Annotated in this window: 18 protein-coding genes and 1 pseudogene; 10 read left to right on the forward strand and 9 right to left on the reverse strand. The window is 48.3% G+C overall.

Features of this window, described 5'->3' with window-relative positions; translation table 11 throughout:
• Positions 1-2 precede the first annotated feature (2 nt).
• From AC53GJ_RS11605 to AC53GJ_RS11630, 6 genes and pseudogenes are all read left to right on the forward strand, one after another.
• Positions 3-1,760: a host specificity factor TipJ family phage tail protein gene (locus tag AC53GJ_RS11605; RefSeq protein WP_496727867.1), complete on the forward strand. Its 1,758-nt coding sequence runs from the start codon at positions 3-5 to the stop codon at positions 1,758-1,760.
• 223 nt (positions 1,761-1,983) lie between these two features.
• Complete coding sequence (locus AC53GJ_RS11610; RefSeq protein ID WP_496727868.1) at positions 1,984-2,313, forward strand: hypothetical protein; 330 nt, start codon at positions 1,984-1,986, stop codon at positions 2,311-2,313.
• 249 nt (positions 2,314-2,562) lie between these two features.
• Positions 2,563-2,751, forward strand: a pseudogene (locus AC53GJ_RS11615) (transposase); the annotation flags it as partial.
• A gap of 637 nt (positions 2,752-3,388) precedes the next feature.
• Positions 3,389-3,760 (forward strand): hypothetical protein, encoded by a 372-nt coding sequence (locus AC53GJ_RS11620; protein ID WP_496727869.1) that lies wholly within the window; start codon positions 3,389-3,391, stop codon positions 3,758-3,760.
• A 218-nt stretch (positions 3,761-3,978) separates the two neighbouring features.
• Complete coding sequence (locus AC53GJ_RS11625; protein ID WP_496727870.1) at positions 3,979-4,791, forward strand: 4'-phosphopantetheinyl transferase family protein; 813 nt, start codon at positions 3,979-3,981, stop codon at positions 4,789-4,791.
• Between the two features lie 155 nt (positions 4,792-4,946).
• A complete protein-coding gene (locus tag AC53GJ_RS11630) occupies positions 4,947-5,147 on the forward strand; it encodes a hypothetical protein (RefSeq protein WP_496727871.1) in 201 nt (66 codons plus the stop codon).
• A 219-nt stretch (positions 5,148-5,366) separates the two neighbouring features.
• On the opposite strand, the gene pyrF is transcribed toward AC53GJ_RS11630, so the two are convergent.
• From pyrF to gyrA, 9 genes are all read right to left on the reverse strand, one after another.
• The gene (gene pyrF, locus AC53GJ_RS11635) at positions 5,367-6,065 is read right to left on the reverse strand and encodes an orotidine-5'-phosphate decarboxylase (RefSeq protein WP_496727872.1); all 699 of its coding nucleotides are present in this window, start codon (positions 6,063-6,065) and stop codon (positions 5,367-5,369) included.
• 15 nt (positions 6,066-6,080) lie between these two features.
• On the reverse strand, positions 6,081-7,208 hold the full coding sequence (locus AC53GJ_RS11640) for an N-acetylglucosaminyl transferase (RefSeq protein WP_496727873.1): 1,128 nt from the start codon (positions 7,206-7,208) through the stop codon (positions 6,081-6,083).
• 6 nt (positions 7,209-7,214) lie between these two features.
• Positions 7,215-7,457 carry a lipopolysaccharide assembly protein LapA domain-containing protein gene (locus AC53GJ_RS11645; protein ID WP_496727874.1) on the reverse strand — a complete coding sequence of 81 codons (243 nt, stop codon included), beginning with the start codon at positions 7,455-7,457 and terminating at the stop codon, positions 7,215-7,217.
• A gap of 35 nt (positions 7,458-7,492) precedes the next feature.
• Positions 7,493-7,777, reverse strand: a complete 285-nt coding sequence (ihfB, locus tag AC53GJ_RS11650) for an integration host factor subunit beta (RefSeq protein ID WP_496727875.1) — start codon at positions 7,775-7,777, stop codon at positions 7,493-7,495.
• A gap of 70 nt (positions 7,778-7,847) precedes the next feature.
• On the reverse strand, positions 7,848-9,524 hold the full coding sequence (gene rpsA / locus AC53GJ_RS11655; RefSeq protein ID WP_496727876.1) for a 30S ribosomal protein S1: 1,677 nt from the start codon (positions 9,522-9,524) through the stop codon (positions 7,848-7,850).
• A 102-nt stretch (positions 9,525-9,626) separates the two neighbouring features.
• Positions 9,627-10,313: a (d)CMP kinase gene (gene cmk / locus AC53GJ_RS11660; RefSeq protein WP_496727877.1), complete on the reverse strand. Its 687-nt coding sequence runs from the start codon at positions 10,311-10,313 to the stop codon at positions 9,627-9,629.
• Between the two features lie 111 nt (positions 10,314-10,424).
• Entirely contained in the window at positions 10,425-11,714 is a 1,290-nt protein-coding gene (gene aroA / locus AC53GJ_RS11665; RefSeq protein ID WP_496727878.1) for a 3-phosphoshikimate 1-carboxyvinyltransferase, read from the reverse strand.
• Positions 11,714-12,796 carry a 3-phosphoserine/phosphohydroxythreonine transaminase gene (serC, locus tag AC53GJ_RS11670; RefSeq protein ID WP_496732789.1) on the reverse strand — a complete coding sequence of 361 codons (1,083 nt, stop codon included), beginning with the start codon at positions 12,794-12,796 and terminating at the stop codon, positions 11,714-11,716. The genes aroA and serC overlap by 1 nt, the downstream gene beginning before the upstream one ends.
• 341 nt (positions 12,797-13,137) lie before the next feature.
• On the reverse strand, positions 13,138-15,783 hold the full coding sequence (gyrA, locus tag AC53GJ_RS11675) for a DNA gyrase subunit A (protein ID WP_496727879.1): 2,646 nt from the start codon (positions 15,781-15,783) through the stop codon (positions 13,138-13,140).
• A 211-nt stretch (positions 15,784-15,994) separates the two neighbouring features.
• Here gyrA and ubiG point away from each other — a divergent pair, with 211 nt between their 5' ends.
• The 4 genes from ubiG to nrdB all read left to right on the forward strand — a co-directional run bounded on the left by ubiG (position 15,995) and on the right by nrdB (position 21,384).
• Complete coding sequence (ubiG, locus tag AC53GJ_RS11680; RefSeq protein WP_496727880.1) at positions 15,995-16,711, forward strand: bifunctional 2-polyprenyl-6-hydroxyphenol methylase/3-demethylubiquinol 3-O-methyltransferase UbiG; 717 nt, start codon at positions 15,995-15,997, stop codon at positions 16,709-16,711.
• Positions 16,708-17,379 carry an HAD family hydrolase gene (locus tag AC53GJ_RS11685; RefSeq protein WP_496727881.1) on the forward strand — a complete coding sequence of 224 codons (672 nt, stop codon included), beginning with the start codon at positions 16,708-16,710 and terminating at the stop codon, positions 17,377-17,379. The genes ubiG and AC53GJ_RS11685 overlap by 4 nt, the downstream gene beginning before the upstream one ends.
• A gap of 483 nt (positions 17,380-17,862) precedes the next feature.
• Positions 17,863-20,151, forward strand: a complete 2,289-nt coding sequence (gene nrdA, locus AC53GJ_RS11690) for a class 1a ribonucleoside-diphosphate reductase subunit alpha (protein ID WP_496727882.1) — start codon at positions 17,863-17,865, stop codon at positions 20,149-20,151.
• 102 nt (positions 20,152-20,253) lie between these two features.
• A complete protein-coding gene (nrdB, locus tag AC53GJ_RS11695; RefSeq protein WP_496727883.1) occupies positions 20,254-21,384 on the forward strand; it encodes a class Ia ribonucleoside-diphosphate reductase subunit beta in 1,131 nt (376 codons plus the stop codon).

Below are 21,384 nucleotides of genomic sequence, written 5' to 3' on the forward strand. Positions count from 1 at the left end.
CCATGAACCCGATCCGCAATTACGAAATTACTGCGCCCATCTTCAAAGGCCACATCGTGGCCTACACCCAGGTGGAGCGCCAGGTCGAAAAAGCCAATAACACCGTCAAGGCAATCTGTGGCGTCACAGATCAGGATTCCACCAACAATGGCCGGGTGGATGTCATCAAATCCGGTCCGGCGCTGGTTGAGTTCGGCGGCCCGGTCGATGCCGGGGACATTCTGGTGGCGGACGCCGAAGGGCGTGCCATTGAATTTAACAAAGCGCCACTGGCGGAGGATGCGACCTGCTGGATCCTCGGTGTGGCAGAAGAAAGCGGCGTGCTTGGCCCCTATCTGATTTGCCCGCAGAACGAGACCACCGACAAAATTGAAGTCGACTTCTTTATCCCAGGCATGGGCCGGATTAATGATGACGGCACCATCAGCACCATTGATGTGTACGTCAATATTATGTACAGGGTACTTGGCACCATCGACTGGACCATTCAGACGGTGAAGTTCAGTCGCCGCTCGATGGATGAATATGGCCAAACTGTGATTATCAGCGTGGCCAAGGCGACCTATGAAGTCGCGATTATCCGCACCACAGCGGCTTTTGATGATATCAAGGTCAAAGATAAAGTGGTCTGCAAGCGGGTGAAAAGCCGGTTAAACACAGTAACCCGCTACAGCGGTATCACCACCATGGCCATGAGCATCATCGGCAATAACGCACTGGCCGATAGCGCCGAAAGCCGCATTCTATGTAAGCCAACCCGTATTTTACCAAGGCTGAGTAACAACAGCTGGATTGAGGCTGGCCCCACCAACGCCATCGCGGACTTTTTTGGTTATGCTGTCAAAGACGCAGGCCATAGCGACAGCACGTTATCACTGCCCGACCTGCAGAGCTTTAAAAACAAATGCACCGCGCAAAACCAAACCTTTAACGCGGTCTTTGATAACGACAGCACGCTGCTGGATGTACTGCAGCGCATCCTTTATACCGGCTACGCTGAACCAGTGTTGGAATTTGGCCAGCTCTACCCGGTGCGCGAAGACCCACAGACCATCCACCGGCAATTTTTTAGCCCGGACAATATGCTGACCGACAGTTTAAAGATTGAGTTTAGCAACTTTAAACCCGACAAACCCGATGGTGTTGAAGTGGAATATATGGACCCGGACACCTGGAAAACCGCCACCATCAAATGCCTGCTACCAGGCGATGCCGGGATTAAGCCCGAGAAAATCCGCGCCTTTGGGGTGACTAACAAAACCCAAGCCTGGCGCATTGGCATGCGGGTTCGCGCCCGAATGAAATACGTGCGCAAGTTTATCAACTTCTCCACCGAGCTGGACGCCCATAACGCCCAGTTCTCAAGCCTGATTGCAGTGGCCGATAACATCCGCAACCAATCAGGCCGCGTCACAAGCGTTACTGCAGGCAGAACACTGAAACTGAATCAGCCACTGACCTGGACAGCCAACGCCCAGCACGTCATCGCCATCCGACGCCCAAATGGCAGCCTGTTTGGGCCGGTGAATTGCAGCAAAGGCAGCGGCGATGATGAAGTGATATTGGAGCGCAACCTCGATTTTAGCGCCACCACCAACGGTCGGATGGAACCACCCTTTTATATCTTCGGCACCACCGACCGCTGGGCGCATAGCATGGTGGTGAAAAACGTCACCCCAAGCGGCAGCGACAAGCTTAAAGTCGAAGCCGAAAGTTATGATACACGGGTGTTTTTAAACGATTTAAACTTGCCGGGATAAGGGTTTAAATTGGTTTTAAATTGTTTAAATCTGGTTTAGGATCGGATTTAGGGATGGCAGTTGCAGCATTGTTACAGAATTTGTTCAATTCGATCTGTTTGTTTAGTGCAATTTCGCAGATATTGGCTTTGGTTAACACGTTAGCCAGCCATGAGTGTTCTCAGTCTGCGGGATGTTCACACGTTCAATCCCTGGGCTTATAGTTACTAAAAAGGAGGATTAAATGAGAAAATTGATTTTATTAATGTTGTTGGTTGCGTCTGTAAGTACAAAGGCTGGAACTCAATCAGGAACAGTTGATTACATTGTTGTAAGTGCAACTGAAGGATTAGTTTATTTTGCGTTAAAAGGAGGAGCAAAGAATAATTCGCCATCTTGTGCAACTATAGGTTATTGGATGATAAAAGATGAAAATTCAAATATAGGTAAACTGCAATATTCAATGATCTTATCTGCTCATGCCTCAGGGAAAACTGTTCACGTAGGTGGAATGAACACTTGCACCAGGTGGTCTGATGGCGAAGACGTAAACTTCATCAAAATGGTGAACTAGCTAACAAGGTCAGTCAATCGGATTCCGCTTTGGTTATCAAGTTTAGAAGTGATTGATTTAAAGTGAGTTACAGGTTAATTTCTTCTGAGTAAAACTCATGAAAGAAGGCAATAAAATTTGCGTCTTACGGGTTATTTCCCTTTGAAAAAATACTGTTATGTGCAGGATAGTTGTCGCTGCTTAAAATTTAACCACATGGGGCGTTAAGGCTTAATGGTGCCAAGTTAAAGTGAAGAACGTAAGCAACAGATTTTGAATAAGTTACTGCCTCCTTCGAATATGACCGTAGTAGAAGTATCAAGAAACGAAGGGATTGGTGTGCAAACTTTGTATAATTGGCGGGGTAAAGCCAAACAGCAAGGTCGTCCTGTGCCCGGAAGTAAACCAACCTCAGAATATTGGTCAGCAGAAGCTAAGTTTGTCACAGTGCTTGAAACATTCGTTGAACATTCATGGCATGGTCCGCAGTGGGTTTAGTTTTGGCGAAAGATCAGATCAGGAACTGCCATGAATGTTCCCATCTCGCCTAACTATTTGTTTTACCTACTCCATTTGTGGGGATTCCTCATATTTTCTGTAAAAGTTGCGAGTATCAAAATGAGATAGAGTTCGACGTGCCCATCACCAGAAAGCTCTTTCGATGGGTAATGAAACGAGACATAAAAAACGAATATTTGAAACGTCTCTAACAAAAAGATAGCTATCAATAGCTTGTCTCGCTACATAATTGTTACTGGCAAGATATAAAGGAAGAAAATAATGATAGAAATTAAAGTTTCCAAAAAATTTGTTTGGCCGGTCAGGATACTTTTTTTAGCCTTAGCGCTATTTGTTACCAATATCATTTTCGATAAGTACCAACAAGGATACATAATCAGCTCCGGAACAACAAAATCCGAATATGGAAGCCCAGTGTATTTTACACATATGCTTAAATATGTTGCCTTCACTTTTGTATTGATACTCTTTGCAGTCAGAACGATCGAAAAAAAATAATCTGCCATAGATGAAAGTGTTAAGGGGAGTGAAATTTTATAAAATTCAGATTCAAACGACAATACTATAGGACAATTTAATGTATACAGCTTCTAAAACTCTGTTCGCCTTACTCACCTTATCAATATCAAGTTATGCATCAGCTTACGGATATTTAACAGATCTTGGAGGACCTGGGGTCACAATTAAACGATACTTCGTTCACAACGAAGGCGGAGTCAGCTTAATACTGAATGAAAACTTACCCCATAACCCAGATGGGTGCGGTCTTACCAACCATGTATACATAAAAGGAGATAAACAGGGCCATAAAGCTATGGTTTCAGCGGCTCTCGCTGCGTTTGCTTCGGGTAAGCAAATTGGTCTTCATGGCTACGGTTGTGAAATAATCCCATTTTGGGGGGGCACTGTCACCAGACCCACAGTATCAGAATTATGGGTAATTCAGTAAAAATATGTAACTGGTTTATCAACCTGCATGTAAAGCTCATGGCGGGAACCCGGTTGAACACGCTGCTGGCGATGATTAAGAGCCTGCAGCAGTTCTGTTTGCTTGCGGCCTGTATCTGGCATGTTCCGGCAATCTGAGCAAAACAGTTGCATTTAACAGCTCGTCACTTTATGTTAACGACTTTTCTTGTTCAGCATTAAGCCTTGGACCGACCAGCCATGCCCTACCCGTCTTTTCATTTTCTCACTGCCTTGCCAACCATAGCCAATACGGTTCCATGCCTCCAACAAGTACAGATCTTCACTGCATTGGAGCAATCACTGCTGCTGGGCTACTGCGATTTTTCTGTGACCGCTTACCGGCCAACTGATTTTGCGCAGTTGCAATTGGACTATCCTGTACAACTGCAGCAGTCGGTGGTTAAACGACAAGCTGAGTATCTGGCTGGTCGTTATCTTTGCAGGGTTTTGCTCAAACATAGCGGCTTATTTGGCAACCAGCCGCCACAAATTGCCACAGGTTTATTACGCGCACCGGCCTGGCCTGCCGGGATCTCCGGCTCTATCACCCATCACCAGCACAGTGCCAGCGTGTTAATTCTGACAGGTCCAAGTTCTGCCAGCCATTTTGCCGGCATTGATACTGAACTTTGGCTTGATGGAGCTCAAGCCGAGCAGATAGCTGCATCCGTGCACAAACCGACAGAGCGCAAGATACTCTGTGCGGCAGGCTTTAGTCCGGCGCAGGCGACCACTCTGCTATTTTCAGCAAAAGAGGCATTGTTTAAAGCGATTTGTAGTTTTGTCGGTGAATATTTCGGTTTCGAAGCTGCTGAGCTAGTTGATTGTGGTATCACGGTAACAACAGATGTGGCTGTCGTCAGTGGCTGGTTAGAATTCAGACTCAGCAGTATCCGGGTGATGGCAAAAGCACCACAACAGTACTATCGCTGCTGGTTTGATTGCAGCGCGACAGCGGTGTTCAACATGGTTTGCAGCGATGCGATCAACGCGCAATTGCAGCCAGCCTGAAGTCAGCAACTGTTGGCCGACAAACAAAACCGGAACAAAATTATTTTATATCAACACATCAGCGGAAACTTGGCACGGCTGCTGCTTTTTTAATCGCAACCAAGTATCATCTTGCACGCGGGAGACACAGATTAACTGAATGCAGGAGTTCGATCATGGCAGCTAAAAGTGAATTCGTCAGACAAATCCATCTTGATTCGGTACGTGACATGTTACGGCATGGGCGTGCTGCACCTGAAATATCCGCCCATTTAAAGCGGGTCTGGTGTGATGATGAGGATATCAATGCCCTGTTGCGGGAAGCGCAAAGCAGTTTGTCAGCCCAATCCGCCGCTCGTATGGAACTGTCCGAGTAACATCGTTAGTAGGTTGGACTTACCACAAAGCGTTACGGCAGTCCGACAGCTGCGATGAATCATCTTTGCAGCGCAAGGTGTCGGACTGCCCAGGCTTGCCTGGTCGAGTCCGACCTACGCATGACACAACCACTGATTTATATAAAATTATCGATGGATAAATGTTATTGCCACACATCTAGCTTGGCCTCAAGGGAGAACTAAGCGGCCATCGATAACTTAGTGCCGGATTTCCTGATAAATCGCCTGCAACGCCTGCAATGGATTGGCAGCTTTGGTAATAGGACGGCCAATCACCAGATAATCCACCCCGACCGCCAAAGCTTGCGATGGTGTCATCACCCGTTTCTGATCATCGCTGCCGGCAAAGGCAGGTCGGATCCCAGGTGTTACCAGACAAAAATCATTACCACATTGCTGCTTTAGCAGCATGGCTTCCTGCGCTGAACAGACCACGCCGTCCAGGCCGGCTTGTTTGGTCAGGCCAGCCAGATGACTCACCTGCTCTGCCACGCTGCGGGTAATACCAAGCTCAGTTAAATCGGTTTGTTCCATCGAGGTCAGTACCGTCACCGCAATCAGCAATGGTTTATCACCACCAAAATCTGCTAACGCCTGAGCTGCCGCTTGCATCATTTTACTGCCGCCACTGGCGTGCACATTCACCATCCAAACCCCTAAATCGGCCGCTGCGCGCACCGCTTTGGCGACTGTATTCGGGATATCGTGAAATTTTAAATCCAGGAAAACGTCAAATTTGCGTTGCTGCAGCTCGGTGACAAAACCAGGCCCAAAGTGCGTGAACATCTCTTTGCCAACTTTCAACCGGCATAAAGTCGGATCCAGCTGGCTGACCAGATCTAAAGCTGCAGCTTTTTGTTCAAAATCCAGTGCGACTACAACTGGGTTCGTTGCCATGATAATTTCCTCTGATTAACGGCCATCAATGCCACTTAATGGTTCCACCGTTTCCCATTGCTGACAGGATGGGCACAACCAATAAGCTTGCCGGGTTTTAAAGCCACAATTGCGGCAACTGTATAAAATTTTGGTTTCCAGATAAGCGTTCACCAGCTCAGCCACACTTTGTAAGGCTTCGCGGTGCTCGGGCTCGGTCATTTGCCGCAATTGCAGTAACCGGGCAAATAAGCGGATATTGGGTTGTTGCTGTAATTTCTCAAGCAACAGCTGTTCTGCCGCACTGGCTGAACCGGTTTGCAACAACCAGTCGGCCAGATAAATGGTGGCAGTGACATTTTTATGCTGTTGTGCCAACTGGCTGAGCAGTTGATACCATTCCTGCGCTGGCAATTGGCAGCGCTGTAAACCCGGTAACACTTCAGCCGCCCAGCGATGTTTCTGCTGCAACACAGCTTTAAAGGCAACGGCCGCTTCTTCCGGTAACTGTTGCTCCAGCAATAACGCCGCCAGTTGCATCTTCGGCCGCACCGACTGCGGGTATTGTTGGGCCAGCAAGCGTAAACTCAGCACATCGAGCGGCTGACGTTTATCTTCGCAGCGCATATTGGCCAGTGCAATGCGCAATGAACGCGATTCACTTTGTTGCACCACAGCAGCAAATTCGGCAGCTTTGTGAAAATCGTGGGTGGCAATAAACAAACTGAATAATTGTTTCAGTGCTTTATCTTGCCATAACTCGGTATGGACTAAAGCACGCAATAATGGTTCAGCGCGGTCATAAAAACCGGCCGAAAAGTAGTCATTGGCTAATTCAAACTGAATTTGCTGGGCCTGCGCTTTTGGCAGTTTCAGATGATGTAATTTTTCGTGAATACGGATGGCTTTATCCCAGTCACCACGACGGCGGAATAAATTGGCCAGTGCCAGGTAGGTATCAATAGTAGCGGCTTCTATGTCTAACAGCTGCAGCAACTGTTCAATCGCTTTATCTTCTTGATCGGTCAGTAAAAAATTGAGACCCGAAGATAAATTACGCGCCACCGAGGCTTTGTCTTTCAGCAGCTCCTGCCGCAGTCGGTTACGCCCATTAAACCAACCGTAAGCAGCGGCAACAGGCAGTAACAGAAATAACCATTCCATAACGAATCAGGTCTTGGGGGTGGCTTTGGCAAACCAACGTTTGGTTTTCAGTTTAACCAGAATAGACAGCGATAAGCTCAGACCGATAGCAAAACCAAGCAGCAAAAATAACAGGGCGATATCAACCACCCGCAATTCTGCTTTGGCAATAAAGTAGTTGAGTTCGGCAGCCTGCTGATTAATAGAGCCGAAAAACAGGCCTGTCACGATAAGTGCAAGAAAGCACAAGATAAAAATCAGTTTTCTCAAACTCAACTCCGGCTAGAGGTCAATAACATGCACTATCAGGTATTGGTTTTTACGCGGTCGCGTAACTCTTTACCTGGTTTGAAATGTGGCACGTATTTGCCGTCGAGTTCAACTTTGTCACCCGTTTTTGGATTACGTCCAACACGAGGTGCACGATAATGCAGGGAAAAACTACCAAAACCACGGATCTCAATGCGCTCATTGGCAGCTAAAGAACTGGCCATTTGCTCCAGAATTTCTTTGACTGACGATTCAACATCTTTGACCTGGACGTGAGGAAAATCACTTGCGAGCTTTTCGATCAATTCAGATTTGGTCATAGACCCTCCGGTTAACTTGTGGTCTGGAGATGTTGGCCGGGTTACCCCGGCCAACCGGCTAACACTTCAATTAGTCAGCTTTTTGAGCTGCTTTGAAGGCTTCTGCCATTGCGTTGCCACCAAAATCAGCATCATCTTGCTTCTTAATAGTGTCCATCGCTTCTTTTTCTTCAGCTTCGAATTTCGCTTTGATTGACAGGCTGATAACGCGGTTTTTGCGATCAACACCCATCAGACGAGCTTCAACTTCTTCGCCTACTTTCAGCACTGTAGATGCATCTTCGATCCGCTCACGCGCGATGTCTGATACACGAACATAACCTTCAACGCCGCCTTCCAGCAACACTGTAGCGCCTTTAGCGTCAACAGCTGTTACGTTGCCTTTAACGATAGCACCTTTTTTGTTATCAGCAAGGTAGCCGTTGAACGGATCTTCGTCTAATTGCTTGATGCCTAAAGAGATACGCTCGCGCTCTGGGTCAACTTGCAGTACAACGGCAGAAACTTCGTCACCTTTCTTGAATTCGCGAACCGCGTCTTCACCGGTAGAGTTCCAGCTGATGTCAGATAAGTGAACCAGACCATCGATGCCACCGTCCAGGCCGATGAAGATACCGAAGTCAGTGATTGACTTGATCTTACCGGAAACGCGGTCACCCTTGTTGAAGCCCTTCGCGAACTCTTCCCATGGGTTAGCTTTACACTGTTTCAGACCTAAAGAAATACGACGACGTTCTTCGTCGATTTCCAGCACCATCACTTCCACTGAATCACCTAAGTTAACAACTTTAGATGGGTGGATGTTTTTGTTGGTCCAGTCCATTTCTGAAACGTGTACCAGACCTTCCACGCCTTCTTCGATTTCAACGAAGCAGCCGTAATCTGTCAGGTTGGTTACGCGACCAGTGATGCGAGCACCTTCTGGGTAACGAGAAGCGATAGCTGCCCATGGATCTTCGCCCATCTGTTTCAGACCCAGAGAAACACGTTGCTTCTCGCGGTCGAACTTCAGAACTTTTACTGGAATTTCGTCGCCAACATTGACGATTTCGCTTGGGTGCTTCACGCGTTTCCAAGCCATGTCAGTGATGTGCAGTAAGCCGTCTACGCCACCTAAGTCAACGAATGCACCGTAGTCAGTCAGGTTCTTAACGATACCCTTAACTTCCATGCCTTCTTCCAGGTTTTGCAGCAGAGTATCACGTTCTGCACTGCTTTCAGATTCGATCACAGCACGACGTGAAACTACAACGTTGTTGCGCTTCTGGTCTAATTTGATAACTTTGAACTCAAGTTCTTTGTGTTCTAAGTGCAGCGTGTCGCGTACTGGACGTACATCGACTAATGAACCAGGCAGGAATGCACGGATACCGTCGACTTCGACAGTGAAACCGCCTTTAACTTTACCTGTGATAACACCGATAACGGTAACTTTATCTTCACAAGCTTTTTCCAGGCGTACCCAAGATTCGTGACGTTTGGCTTTCTCACGAGACAGTAAAGTCTCACCGAAACCATCTTCCACTGCATCCAGAGCTACGTCGATGATGTCACCAACGTTCACTTCAATCTCGCCAGCCAGGTTTTTGAATTGTTCAACCGGAATAGCAGCTTCAGACTTCAGACCGGCATCAACCAGTACGACGTCTTTATGAATAGCTACGATTCTACCTTTAACGATTGAACCTGGACGAGTTTCGATAGTCTTGAGGCTTTCCTCAAATAATTGTGCAAAATTTTCAGTCATTTTTCACTGTTTCAGTTAGTTGCTCCACTTTGCATCCGAATAAAGTGGGGTTGCTTAATTTACCGTTAACATTCCTTGTCAGCGGCTGTCCAAAGTGCAGGCTCAGGCCTGGTTCAATTGCTTCTTGGTGAAGCTCAGAACCTCTTCCAACACTTGATCAATAGTTTTATTGGTCGAATCCAGCATATATGCATCTGCTGCAGGCTTTAACGGCGCCACTGCACGATTCATATCACGCTCATCACGTGTCTGAATTTCGTTCAAAAGGTCGTCGATGTTAACATCAAGACCTTTTTGTTTCAACTCTAAATAACGACGTCTGGCGCGCTCTGTGGCATCGGCTGTGAGGAAAATCTTCACTTCGGCGCTAGGAAACACCACTGTGCCCATGTCACGACCATCGGCAACTAAACCAGGGGCTTCCCGAAATGCCCGCTGGCGTCTGAGTAAAGCTTCGCGCACCCGCGGTAAGGAGGCAATTTTCGACGCCACAGAACCGACCTGTTCGGTACGAATAGTCTGACTGACGTTTTCGCCTTCAAGCGTAATGCGGACATTGGATTGTTCGTCACAGGTAAACTGAACATCCAGGTGGGCGGCCAGCGGTTGTAACGCTTCTTCGTCCTCTGGAGCAATGTTGTGATGAATGGCAGCTAACGCCAATACTCGATAGATAGCACCGCTGTCCAGCAAATGCCAGCCGAGCTTTTGTGCGACTAAACGACAGATGGTACCTTTACCCGAGCCTCCCGGGCCATCAATGGTAATAACCGGCGCTTGTGTCATCATCCCTCCAACTCACTTATCACAACCTATAAAGTGGCGGCATTATACAGACAATTGCGACAAAAAGCGCGGTTAAAACAGCAATTTCGGCTGGGTAAAGCGTAACCGTTTTGGTTACGCGTTTTGCGTTACCAGCGAGGCAAATACCTCAAAATATTGCGGAAAGGTTTTGCGGGTGCAGTCCGGATCTTCAATAGTGACGCCGGCACTGGCAAATGCCAGCAGCGAAAAACACATCGCCATCCGATGATCATTGTAAGTCGCAATGCTGGCGTGCTGAATTTCTGCTGGGGGTTCAATCCGGATATAATCAACACCTTCTTCCACCACAGCACCGACTTTACGCAGTTCAGTCGCCATCGCGGCCAACCTGTCAGTTTCTTTCACCCGCCAGTTATAGACGTTGCTGATCAGCGTCGGCCCTTTGGCAAACAAGGCTGTAGTGGCAATCGTCATTGCCGCATCCGGAATGGCATTATAATCACGCGAAATACCATGCAACTGGTTTCGCGTAACCGAAATATAATCAAAACCCCAATCAACACGGGCACCCATAGCTTCCAGCGCATCGGCAAAATGAATATCACCCTGCACCGCGTTTTTGCCAATACCGGTAACTTTGATGGTGCCACCGGCAATAGCGGCCGCCGCCAGGAAATAACTGGCAGAAGACGCATCACCTTCAACCAGGAAATCACCCGGTGCCTGATAGTGTTGCTGGCCCTTGATGACAAAACGCTGGTAGTTGTGGTTCTGCACTTCTACACCAAAACGGTTCATCAGTGCCAGCGTGATATCGATATATGGTTTTGACACCAGCTCGCCTTCGATGACAATCACCGAATCACCGGCTAATAACGGCGCCACCATCAGCACTGCAGTCAAAAATTGGCTGGATACGCTGCCATCAATACTGACCGCCCCCGGCGTTAACTGCTTGCCGCGGATCCGCAGTGGCGGAAAATCTGCCTGGCCCAAATACTGGATATCGGCCTGCCACTGCGCCAGCGCATCGACCAGATGACCAATTGGCCGCTCATACATCCGTGGCTCACCCGTCAGCGTGACATCGACATTTGACGCCGCCAGGGCCGCTGTCAGTGGTCGCATCGCAGTACCGGCATTGCCAAGATAAAGCTCGAGCGGCGTCCTGACATCAAACAAGCCTGCCAGGCCTTGCACCACACAATTAGTTTTATCGGCCGACAGCTGGTAACTGACGCCTAATTGGGTCAGCGCATTGAGCATATGCTCAACATCTTCACTGTGCAGTAAATTGCTGATGCGGGTTTCACCTTGCGCCAATGCCGCCAGTAACAACACCCGGTTGGAAATACTTTTTGACCCTGGTAAATGCACAGTGCCATTGACTTGTGTTACATGCGATAAGGTTAAAGTCTTCATCAGCCGTGCACCCGCTCAAATTCCTGCATAAAGGTCACTAATGTCTGTACCCCCGCCAATGGCATGGCGTTGTAAATACTGGCGCGCATGCCACCAACCATGCGGTGACCTTTTAATGCCAAAAGACCTGCTTGTTCAGCTTGTGCGACAAACAAATCGTTTAAGCGCTCATCAGCCAGCAAAAACGGCACATTCATCCAGGAGCGATAGCACAGCGCCACATCATTGCGATAAAAATCGCTTTGGTCGATAAAGTTATACAGCGTCTGGGCTTTTTGCTGATTTATCAGCCCCATCGCCTGCACACCGCCCTGACGTTTTAACCAGTCAAACACCAGGCCCGCCAGATACCAGGCATAGGTTGGCGGCGTGTTAAACATCGAATCGTTTTCAGCAGCCAGCCGGTAATCTAAGATGGCTGGAATGGCGCTGCCTGCGGCTGGCAATAAATCTTCCCGCACTATGACCACAGTTAAGCCTGAAGGGCCGATATTTTTTTGTGCGCCTGCGTAAATGACACCATAACGGCTGACATCCAGTGGCCGCGATAAAATCGTCGAAGATAAATCAGCTACTAAAGGTGCTGTCGTATCTGGTAAATCGGTAAACTCGAGACCATCCACAGTTTCATTCGGGCAAAAATGCACAAAGCTGGCGTTTGGATCAAGGTTCCATTGATGCGCTGGCACCAGCGTGCGTAGGCCATCGGCTTTCAGTTGGATCTGTTGGGTTTTGATAGTGCTAAACTTCAGCGCTTCTTCCGCTGCCGCTTTAGACCAGGCCCCTGAGACAATATAATCGGCCTTTTTACCGGCTTGTTGCAGGTTCAATGGTACAGCGGAAAACTGGCCACGACCCCCACCATGCATAAACAGCACTTTATAATTGGCCGGCACTTGCAGTAAATCCCGCAGATCCTGCTCAGCTTTGGCGGCAACCGCCATAAAATCTTTGCCCCTATGGCTCATTTCCATAATGGAACAGCCGCGACCATGCCAGTTGATCAATTCTTCCTGCGCCTGTTGCATCACTTCGGTCGGTAACATCGCCGGACCAGCGCAAAAGTTATAAGTTGTCATGATTTCCTCATTGTGTGCTGAACATATGTGCTGAAAATGATTCGGGCCTGGCGTGGACCTGGCGCTGTCAGTACGACCTTTGCCGGACTGTCTGACAGTAGCTGCCATCTGGATGGCTTTTTTTATGGGCTTTACTCTACCGTAAAATAGCCGCGGCACCAATGGGAAATCGCGCCGAAGCTTGGTTTTTGCTGCTTTTCACCGCAACTGACGCAAGCAATGTGGTCAAATCAGCCGACAACTGCTGAGCAAAAAAAATCAGCCGTTTGCGCCGGCCTGTTGCAGAAAACAAAACAGGCGCCGCAGCGCCTGTTTATTGATACCCATCAGCTCAAAACGAGTGATTACTCTTCAGAATCATCGGCTTCGTCAGCTTCTGCTGGTTCGGCGTCAACCACCCCCACGTTTTGCTGATCCAGTAACGCGACTTCAGCTTCAGCAGCAGCCAGTTCTTCCTGATCCTGGATTTCATCAATCCGCTGCACGCCAACCACTTTTTCGCCTTCCTGGGTGCGGATCAAAATAACACCGGCGGTATTACGACCGACCTGAGAGACTTCTTTCACCCGCGTCCGCACTAGGGTACCTTTGTTAGAAATCAACATGATTTCATCCAGGGCATTGACCTGCACGGCACCCACCACTAAGCCATTACGCTCAGAGACTTTAATTGATACCACACCTTGGGTGGCACGGCTCTTCTCTGGGTATTCAGCCAGTGCTGTGCGTTTACCGTAACCGTTTTCGGTCACCGTTAAGATAGCGCCATCAGACTTCGGCACAATCAGAGACACCACAGAACCATTTTCGCGCAGTTTAATACCACGCACACCAGTGGCGGTCCGGCCCATACCACGCACTTGCTCTTCGTGGAAACGAACCACTTTACCGTCATCGGAGAACAACATGATCTGACTGTTGCCATCGGTGATATCAACCCCGATCAGTTGATCGCCTTCGTTCAGGTTGACGGCAATAATACCGTTGCTGCGCGGCCGTGAGTATTCAGTTAAAGAGGTTTTCTTCACAGTACCGTTGGCAGTTGCCATAAAGACATATTTGCCTTCTTCATATTCCCGTACCGGCAGAATAGCAGTAATCCGCTCACCTTCTTCCAGCGGCAACAGGTTAATGATTGGCTTGCCACGGGCCTGGCGTGAGGCCAGCGGTAACTGATAGACTTTCAGCCAGTATAAACGGCCACGGTCCGAGAAGCACAAAATGGTATCGTGGGTGCTGGCGATCAATAACTGGTCAACGAAGTCTTCATCTTTGACCGTCGTTGCCGCTTTACCACGACCACCACGACGCTGCGCTTCATAATCAGACAGCGCCTGGTACTTGGCGTAGCCTAAATGCGATAAGGTGACGACCACGTCTTCTTCGGCAATCAAATCTTCCATATTGATATCCAGTGCGTTGTCCTGGATTTCAGTGCGACGTTCGTCGCCATACATGGTTTTAGCCGCGACCAGTTCTTCACAGATCACTTGCATCAAGCGCTCCGGGCTCGCCAGAATAAACAGTAATTCCGCAATCAGATCCAGCAGCTCTTTGTATTCGCCGAGGATTTTTTCATGCTCCAGACCGGTCAGCTTGTGCAGACGTAAGTCGAGGATCGCTTGTGCCTGTTGTTCGGTCAGGAAATAATAGCCGTCACGGATACCAAAATGCTCTTCCAGCCATTCTGGCCGTGCTGCGCTTTCACCAGCGCGCTCCAGCATGTCTTTGACATTACCCAGCAACCAGCCACGCGCCACTAAACCTGATTTGGCTTCACTTGGGCTTGGCGAGTTTTTAATCAGCTCAATAATTTCATCGATATTGGTCAGTGCAATCGCCAGACCTTCTAAGATATGCGCGCGATCGCGGGCTTTCTTCAGGTCGTACACAGTACGACGTGTCACGACTTCACGGCGGTGCAACACAAAACACTGCAGAATTTCTTTTAAACCCAACAGCTTAGGTTGACCTTGGTCCAGTGCAACCATGTTGATACCAAACACAGTTTGCATCTGGGTCTGGGTATACAGTTGGTTGAGCATCACATCAGAAGATTCACCGCGTTTAAGTTCGATGACAATGCGCATGCCGTCTTTATCGGACTCATCGCGCAGTGCCGAAATACCTTCAATGCGTTTTTCTTTTACCAGCTCAGCGATTTTCTCAATCAAGCGGGCTTTGTTGACCTGATACGGAATTTCATCAACGATAATAGTTTCACGGCCAGTTTTATCGTCGGTTTCAATATGGGTTTTGGCACGGATGTAGACTTTACCGCGACCGGTACGATAGGCTTCTTCGATGCCACGACGACCGTTGATAATAGCTGCGGTTGGAAAATCCGGACCCGGCAGGTATTCCATCAGTTCAGGAATGGTAATATCCGGGTTGGCAATCAATGCCAGACAGGCATTGATCACTTCATTAAGGTTATGCGGCGGAATATTGGTCGCCATACCAACGGCAATACCGCTGGAACCATTGATCAATAAATTCGGGATCTTGGTTGGCAATACTGCCGGGATCATTTCAGTGCCATCGTAGTTCGGCACAAAATCGACAGTTTCTTTGTCTAAATCAGCCAGCAACTCAGTGGTGATTTTTGCCATCCGCACTTCGGTATAACGCATGGCTGCAGCCGAGTCACCATCGACCGAACCAAAGTTACCCTGACCATCCACCAGCATGTAGCGCAGTGAAAATGGCTGTGCCATCCGCACGATAGTGTCATACACAGCGGTATCGCCATGTGGGTGATACTTACCGATCACGTCACCGACCACACGGGCAGATTTTTTATAAGCCCGGTTCCACTCGTTGCCGAGTTCTTTCATCGCGAACAGAACACGACGATGCACTGGCTTTAAACCGTCCCGAACATCGGGTAAAGCCCGGCCGACGATCACGCTCATGGCGTAATCGAGATAAGAATTTTTTAATTCTTCTTCAATATTAATGGGAACGATTTCTTTGGCCAGATTTGTCATAATAAAGCTTTTTTCCCTTAAAATCAGACAGATGACTCGCGTTTAGTTTGATTATCCGCGCGGCGAGAACCGGGGATTCTAACACAATCCGTCAACCTTGCCATGCCTTCGCACAGATTGTCTGTGACAAGCCTGCTGACAGTTGCATTGCACCTTGGCGCTAACACCTTATAATAGCGGCAAAATTAAGCCAGAATCTTTGAGAGCACTGATGTCTTTTGCCCAAAACCCGAATGTTGATGCCGACGAAATTGCCAAGTTTAATCAAATCGCTTCACGCTGGTGGGACCCTACCGGCGAATTTAAACCGCTGCATCAATTAAACCCGACCCGGTTAAGTTATATCAGCGATCAACTGCAGGGCCTGTTTGGCAAAGTGGCGGTGGATGTCGGTTGTGGTGGCGGCATCCTGGCCGAAGCTATGGCCAAAGCCGGCGCTGTCGTCACAGGTATTGATATGGCCGAAGAAGCCTTGATGGTCGCCAAATTGCATGCGCTGGAAAGTGGCGTCAAGCTGGATTATCAGCAAAGTACCGCCGAAGCCTTTGCTGGTGCCCATGCCAACAGCTTTGATCTGGTCACTTGTATGGAGATGCTGGAACATGTGCCGCAGCCAGCCTCGGTGGTACAAGCATGCGCCGATTTAGCCAAACCTGGTGCGACCTTAGTATTTTCCACTCTGAATAAACACTGGAAAGCGTATCTGCTGGCCATTATTGGTGCCGAACAGCTGCTAAAACTGGTGCCGCGTGGGACCCATGACTTTAACAAGTTTATCCGCCCTTCAGAGCTGATGCGGATGATTGAACAGGCAGGTTTAGAACTGGTGGATGCCACCGGCTTGCATTACAACCCAATTCAGCAAAGTTTCCGCACCGGACCTGGCGTTGATGTGAATTATTTTGTCGTAGCAAGGAAACCGCTATGAGCGCGCAGTTGAAAACGCCGCAAGCGGTGTTGTTTGATTTGGACGGCACCCTGGTCGATACCGCCGATGATTTGGGCGCGGCACTCAATCATGTCTTGGCGCATTTTGGCAAACCACTGTGCAACAGTCAGCAATATAGACCTGTGGCATCGCATGGTGCTAAAGGGCTGTTACAGCTTGGCTTTGGTGCTGAATTGGCCAATTACGATTTTGCGCTGTTACGCCAGATGTTTTTGCACTACTACGCTGCGCATATCGCTGTGCACAGCCAGCCATTTACCGGTGCAGAAAGCTTATTACAGCAACTGGACAAGCTGCAAATGCCCTGGGGTGTAGTGACCAACAAGCCATATAAGTTGGCGGCCAGTTTATTGCGGCAATTACCGGCACTGGCAAACTGCCGGGTGTTGTTGGGTGGTGATAGTCTGGCACAGCGTAAACCGGATCCAACGCCGCTCTGGGTCGCATGTCAGCAGCTAAAAGTCGATCCACGGCAATGTTGGTATGTCGGTGATGCTGAGCGGGACATCGAAGCTGGACGCCGCGCTGGCATGCAAACAGTGCTGGCTGCTTTTGGTTATATTGCCAAAGCAGATCAACCAGAGTTGTGGCAGGCTGATGTGACCATTGCCAGTCTGACCGAATTGCAACTGCAATTGAGCGAATAGCAACCAGACGGTGGCCTATTTAGGGTGACCGTTTTGAGTGCTATGCCTGAGCTTGAGCGCCATAGTCCTGACCTAGAGTGGTGATGAAACAACCAGACCTTCTAAAAAATAACCGCTCAGAATTATTTAGTCTGGCAGCGCAAAAAAGCTTGCTTCTGCTGCAGGTTTTTCGGTTACGCGCCTCTCAAGTGAGCATCCACTAACATAAGCCAGATCAAGCTTTTTTTTCACTTTTTTCGGGGCTTGCAATTGAAACTGATCCACTCTATCTTGTGCTTCGTTAATACGAAAACCCCATATCTAGTGCATTGCCGCAGCGCGTTGTCCATTTATCCATTGATACTGGCCGACTGTCGGCGCAACCGTTTGAAGCAACGGAATTTTCGCACTTGGGGCCGAACTGCCAGTCTGGCCGAAACTTAAGCAGCGTCAGTTCTGCACTTTTGAGCATCATAACAACAATTGAAACGGAACCCTTCAGCAATGAATCAACCATTATACGTAACCAAACGTGACGGCCTGCGTGAACCTCTGGATCTGGATAAAATCCATCGTGTGATTACCTGGGCAGCCGAAGGTTTACAGAATGTCTCAGTCTCTCAGGTTGAATTACGTTCCCATATTCAGTTTTATGACGGCATTAAAACCGCTGATATTCATGAAACTATTATCAAAGCTGCAGCTGATTTAATTTCGAAGGAAACTCCGGATTATCAATACATGGCTGCCCGGCTGGCGGTGTTCCATTTACGCAAAAAAGCTTACGGCCAGTTTGAACCACCAAAGCTGTACGACCATGTGGTCAAAATGGTGGAAAATAATCGTTATGATGCGCATATCCTGGCCGACTATAGCCCGGCTGAAATCGCCGAGATCGACAGCTTCATCGATCACCAGCGCGATATGAATTTCTCTTATGCTGCCGTCAAACAATTAGAAGGCAAATACCTGGTGCAAAATCGGGTCAGTGGCGAGATTTACGAAAGCGCCCAATTTCTGTATATCCTGGTTGCAGCTTGTTTGTTTGCCACTTATCCAAAAGAAAACCGGCTCAGTTACATCCGTCGTTTTTATGATGCCGTTTCTTTATTCAAGATTTCATTGCCAACACCTATCATGTCCGGTGTGCGCACCCCAACCCGTCAGTTTAGCTCTTGCGTGTTAATCGAATGTGGCGATAGCCTGGATTCAATTAACGCCACTTCCAGCGCTATTGTGAAATATGTGTCACAACGTGCCGGTATTGGTATCAACGCTGGCCGGATCCGTGCACTGGGTAGCCCAATCCGCAATGGTGAAGCTTTCCACACCGGTTGTATCCCGTTTTATAAACATTTCCAGACTGCGGTCAAAAGCTGTTCACAAGGTGGCGTCCGGGGTGGTGCAGCCACACTGTTTTACCCACTGTGGCATCTGGAGGTTGAATCTTTATTAGTGCTGAAAAACAACCGCGGTGTCGAAGAGAACCGTGTGCGGCATTTAGATTACGGTGTGCAGTTTAACCGCCTGATGTATACCCGCCTGATCAAAGACGACATGATTACCTTATTCAGCCCGTCGGATGTACCAGGTTTATACGATGCCTTCTTCCAGGATCAGGATCTGTTTGAACAGCTGTATGTCAAATATGAAGCTGATAACAACATCCGCAAAAAACGGATTAAAGCACTGGAGTTATTTACTTTGTTTATGCAGGAACGCGCCAGCACAGGCCGTATTTACCTGCAAAACGTTGACCACTGTAACACCCATAGTCCGTTTGACCCGGCGGTGGCGCCAGTGCGGCAAAGTAATCTCTGCCTGGAAATTGCCCTGCCGACCAAACCACTGAATGACGTCAATGATCCAAACGGTGAGATCGCCCTTTGTACTTTGTCAGCCTTTAACTTAGGTGCCATTGACAATCTGGATGAACTGGAAGAGCTGGCTGAACTGGCCGTGCGGGCGCTGGATAGTTTACTGGGTTATCAGGATTACCCGATCCCGGCGGCGTTTTCTGCCTCTATGGGTCGTCGTACTTTAGGTGTTGGTGTGATTAACTACGCTTATTACCTGGCGAAAAACGGCGTGAAATATTCTGATGGTTCTGCCAATGCGCTGACGCACCGTACTTTTGAAGCCATTCAGTATTATCTGATGAAGGCTTCCACCAAGCTGGCGCAGGAATTCGGTGCTTGCCCTTTATTCCATGAAACCACTTACTCTAAAGGCATTCTGCCCATTGACAGCTACAAAAAAGATCTGGACAAGGTCTGTGCTGAGCCATTGCAGTATGATTGGGAAGCTTTACGTCAGGATGTGCTGCGCTATGGCATGCGCAACTCGACCTTATCAGCGCTGATGCCGTCTGAGACCTCGTCACAAATTTCAAATGCCACCAATGGTATTGAGCCACCGCGCGGTCATGTCAGCGTCAAGGCCAGTAAAGATGGTATTCTCAAGCAAGTCGTACCTGAGTATGACCGGTTAAAGCAGCAATATGAACTGCTGTGGGATATGCCAAACAACGATGGTTATATCGCACTGGTGGCCATCATGCAGAAGTTTATTGATCAGACCATTTCTGCCAATACCAACTATGATCCGGCTAAATTTGATGGCGGCCGCGTCCCGATGAAGTTGTTATTAAAAGATTTGCTGACTGCTTATAAACTTGGTGTAAAAACCCTGTATTACCATAACACCCGTGACGGTGCTTCTGATATTCAGGAAGATATCAAAGCCGAAGCAGCAGAAGACGACGGTTGCGCTGGTGGCGCTTGTAAAATTTAATCGATCCGGGGCTGCTTCAGCCCCGTATTTTTTCGGCAGTGTCGGCTGATGACAACTAGCCAGCGAAGTTCCCAGCATTTATTTGGAAGAGATCACGAAACAATGGCGTATACCACTTTTAATCGTACCAACAATGATCAGATGAAAGAGCCGATGTTCTTCGGAACTTCGGTCAATGTGTCGCGTTACGATCAGCAAAAATATGTCATTTTTGAAAAGCTGATCGAAAAGCAACTGAGCTTTTTCTGGCGACCGGAAGAAGTGGATGTCAGCAAAGACCGCATTGATTTTCAGGGTTTGCCAGAGCATGAAAAACATATTTTTATCAGCAACCTGAAATATCAGACTTTATTGGATTCGGTACAAGGCCGTTCGCCGAACGTGGCGTTATTGCCAATAGTGTCGTTACCTGAACTGGAAACCTGGATTGAAACCTGGGCTTTTAGTGAAACTATTCACAGCCGCAGCTACACCCATATCGTGCGCAATATCACCAATGAACCGCATAAAATCTTTGATGATATTCTGGTCAATGAAAAGATCATTGAACGGGCTGATGATGTCACCCGCTATTATGATGCACTGATTGAAGGGATAAATCTGTATCATCTGTGTGGTGAAGGCAGCCATCAGATCAATGGCCAGACCATGCAAATCAGCCTGCGCGAATTAAAACGCCGGTTATATCTGTGCCTGATGTCAGTCAATGTGCTGGAAGCCATTCGTTTTTATGTCAGTTTTGCCTGTAGTTTTGCTTTTGCCGAACGTGAGCTGATGGAAGGCAACGCCAAAATCATCAAACTGATTGCCCGCGATGAAGCGCTGCATCTGACCGGCACTCAGCATATGCTCAATATCATTGCCAATGGTGAAGATGATCCGGAAATGGGTGAAATTGCCAAAGAATGTGAAGAAGAAGCTTATGCCATTTTCCGCAAAGCGGCCGAGCAGGAAAAAGACTGGGCTGAATTTTTGTTTAAAGACGGTTCAATGATTGGTCTGAATAAAGATATTTTGTGTCAGTATGTTGAATACATCACCAATATCCGGATGCAGGCGATTGGCTTTAAACCAATTTTTGGCACCACCCAAAACCCGATCCCTTGGATCAATGCCTGGCTGGTGTCTGATAATGTGCAGGTTGCTCCACAGGAATCGGAAATTAGCTCTTATCTGGTTGGCCAGATTGATAATGAAGTTGATGGCGCTGACTTTGGCGATTTCGACCTTTAA

It is taken from the genome of Rheinheimera sp. B2H12 (assembly GCF_059620065.1).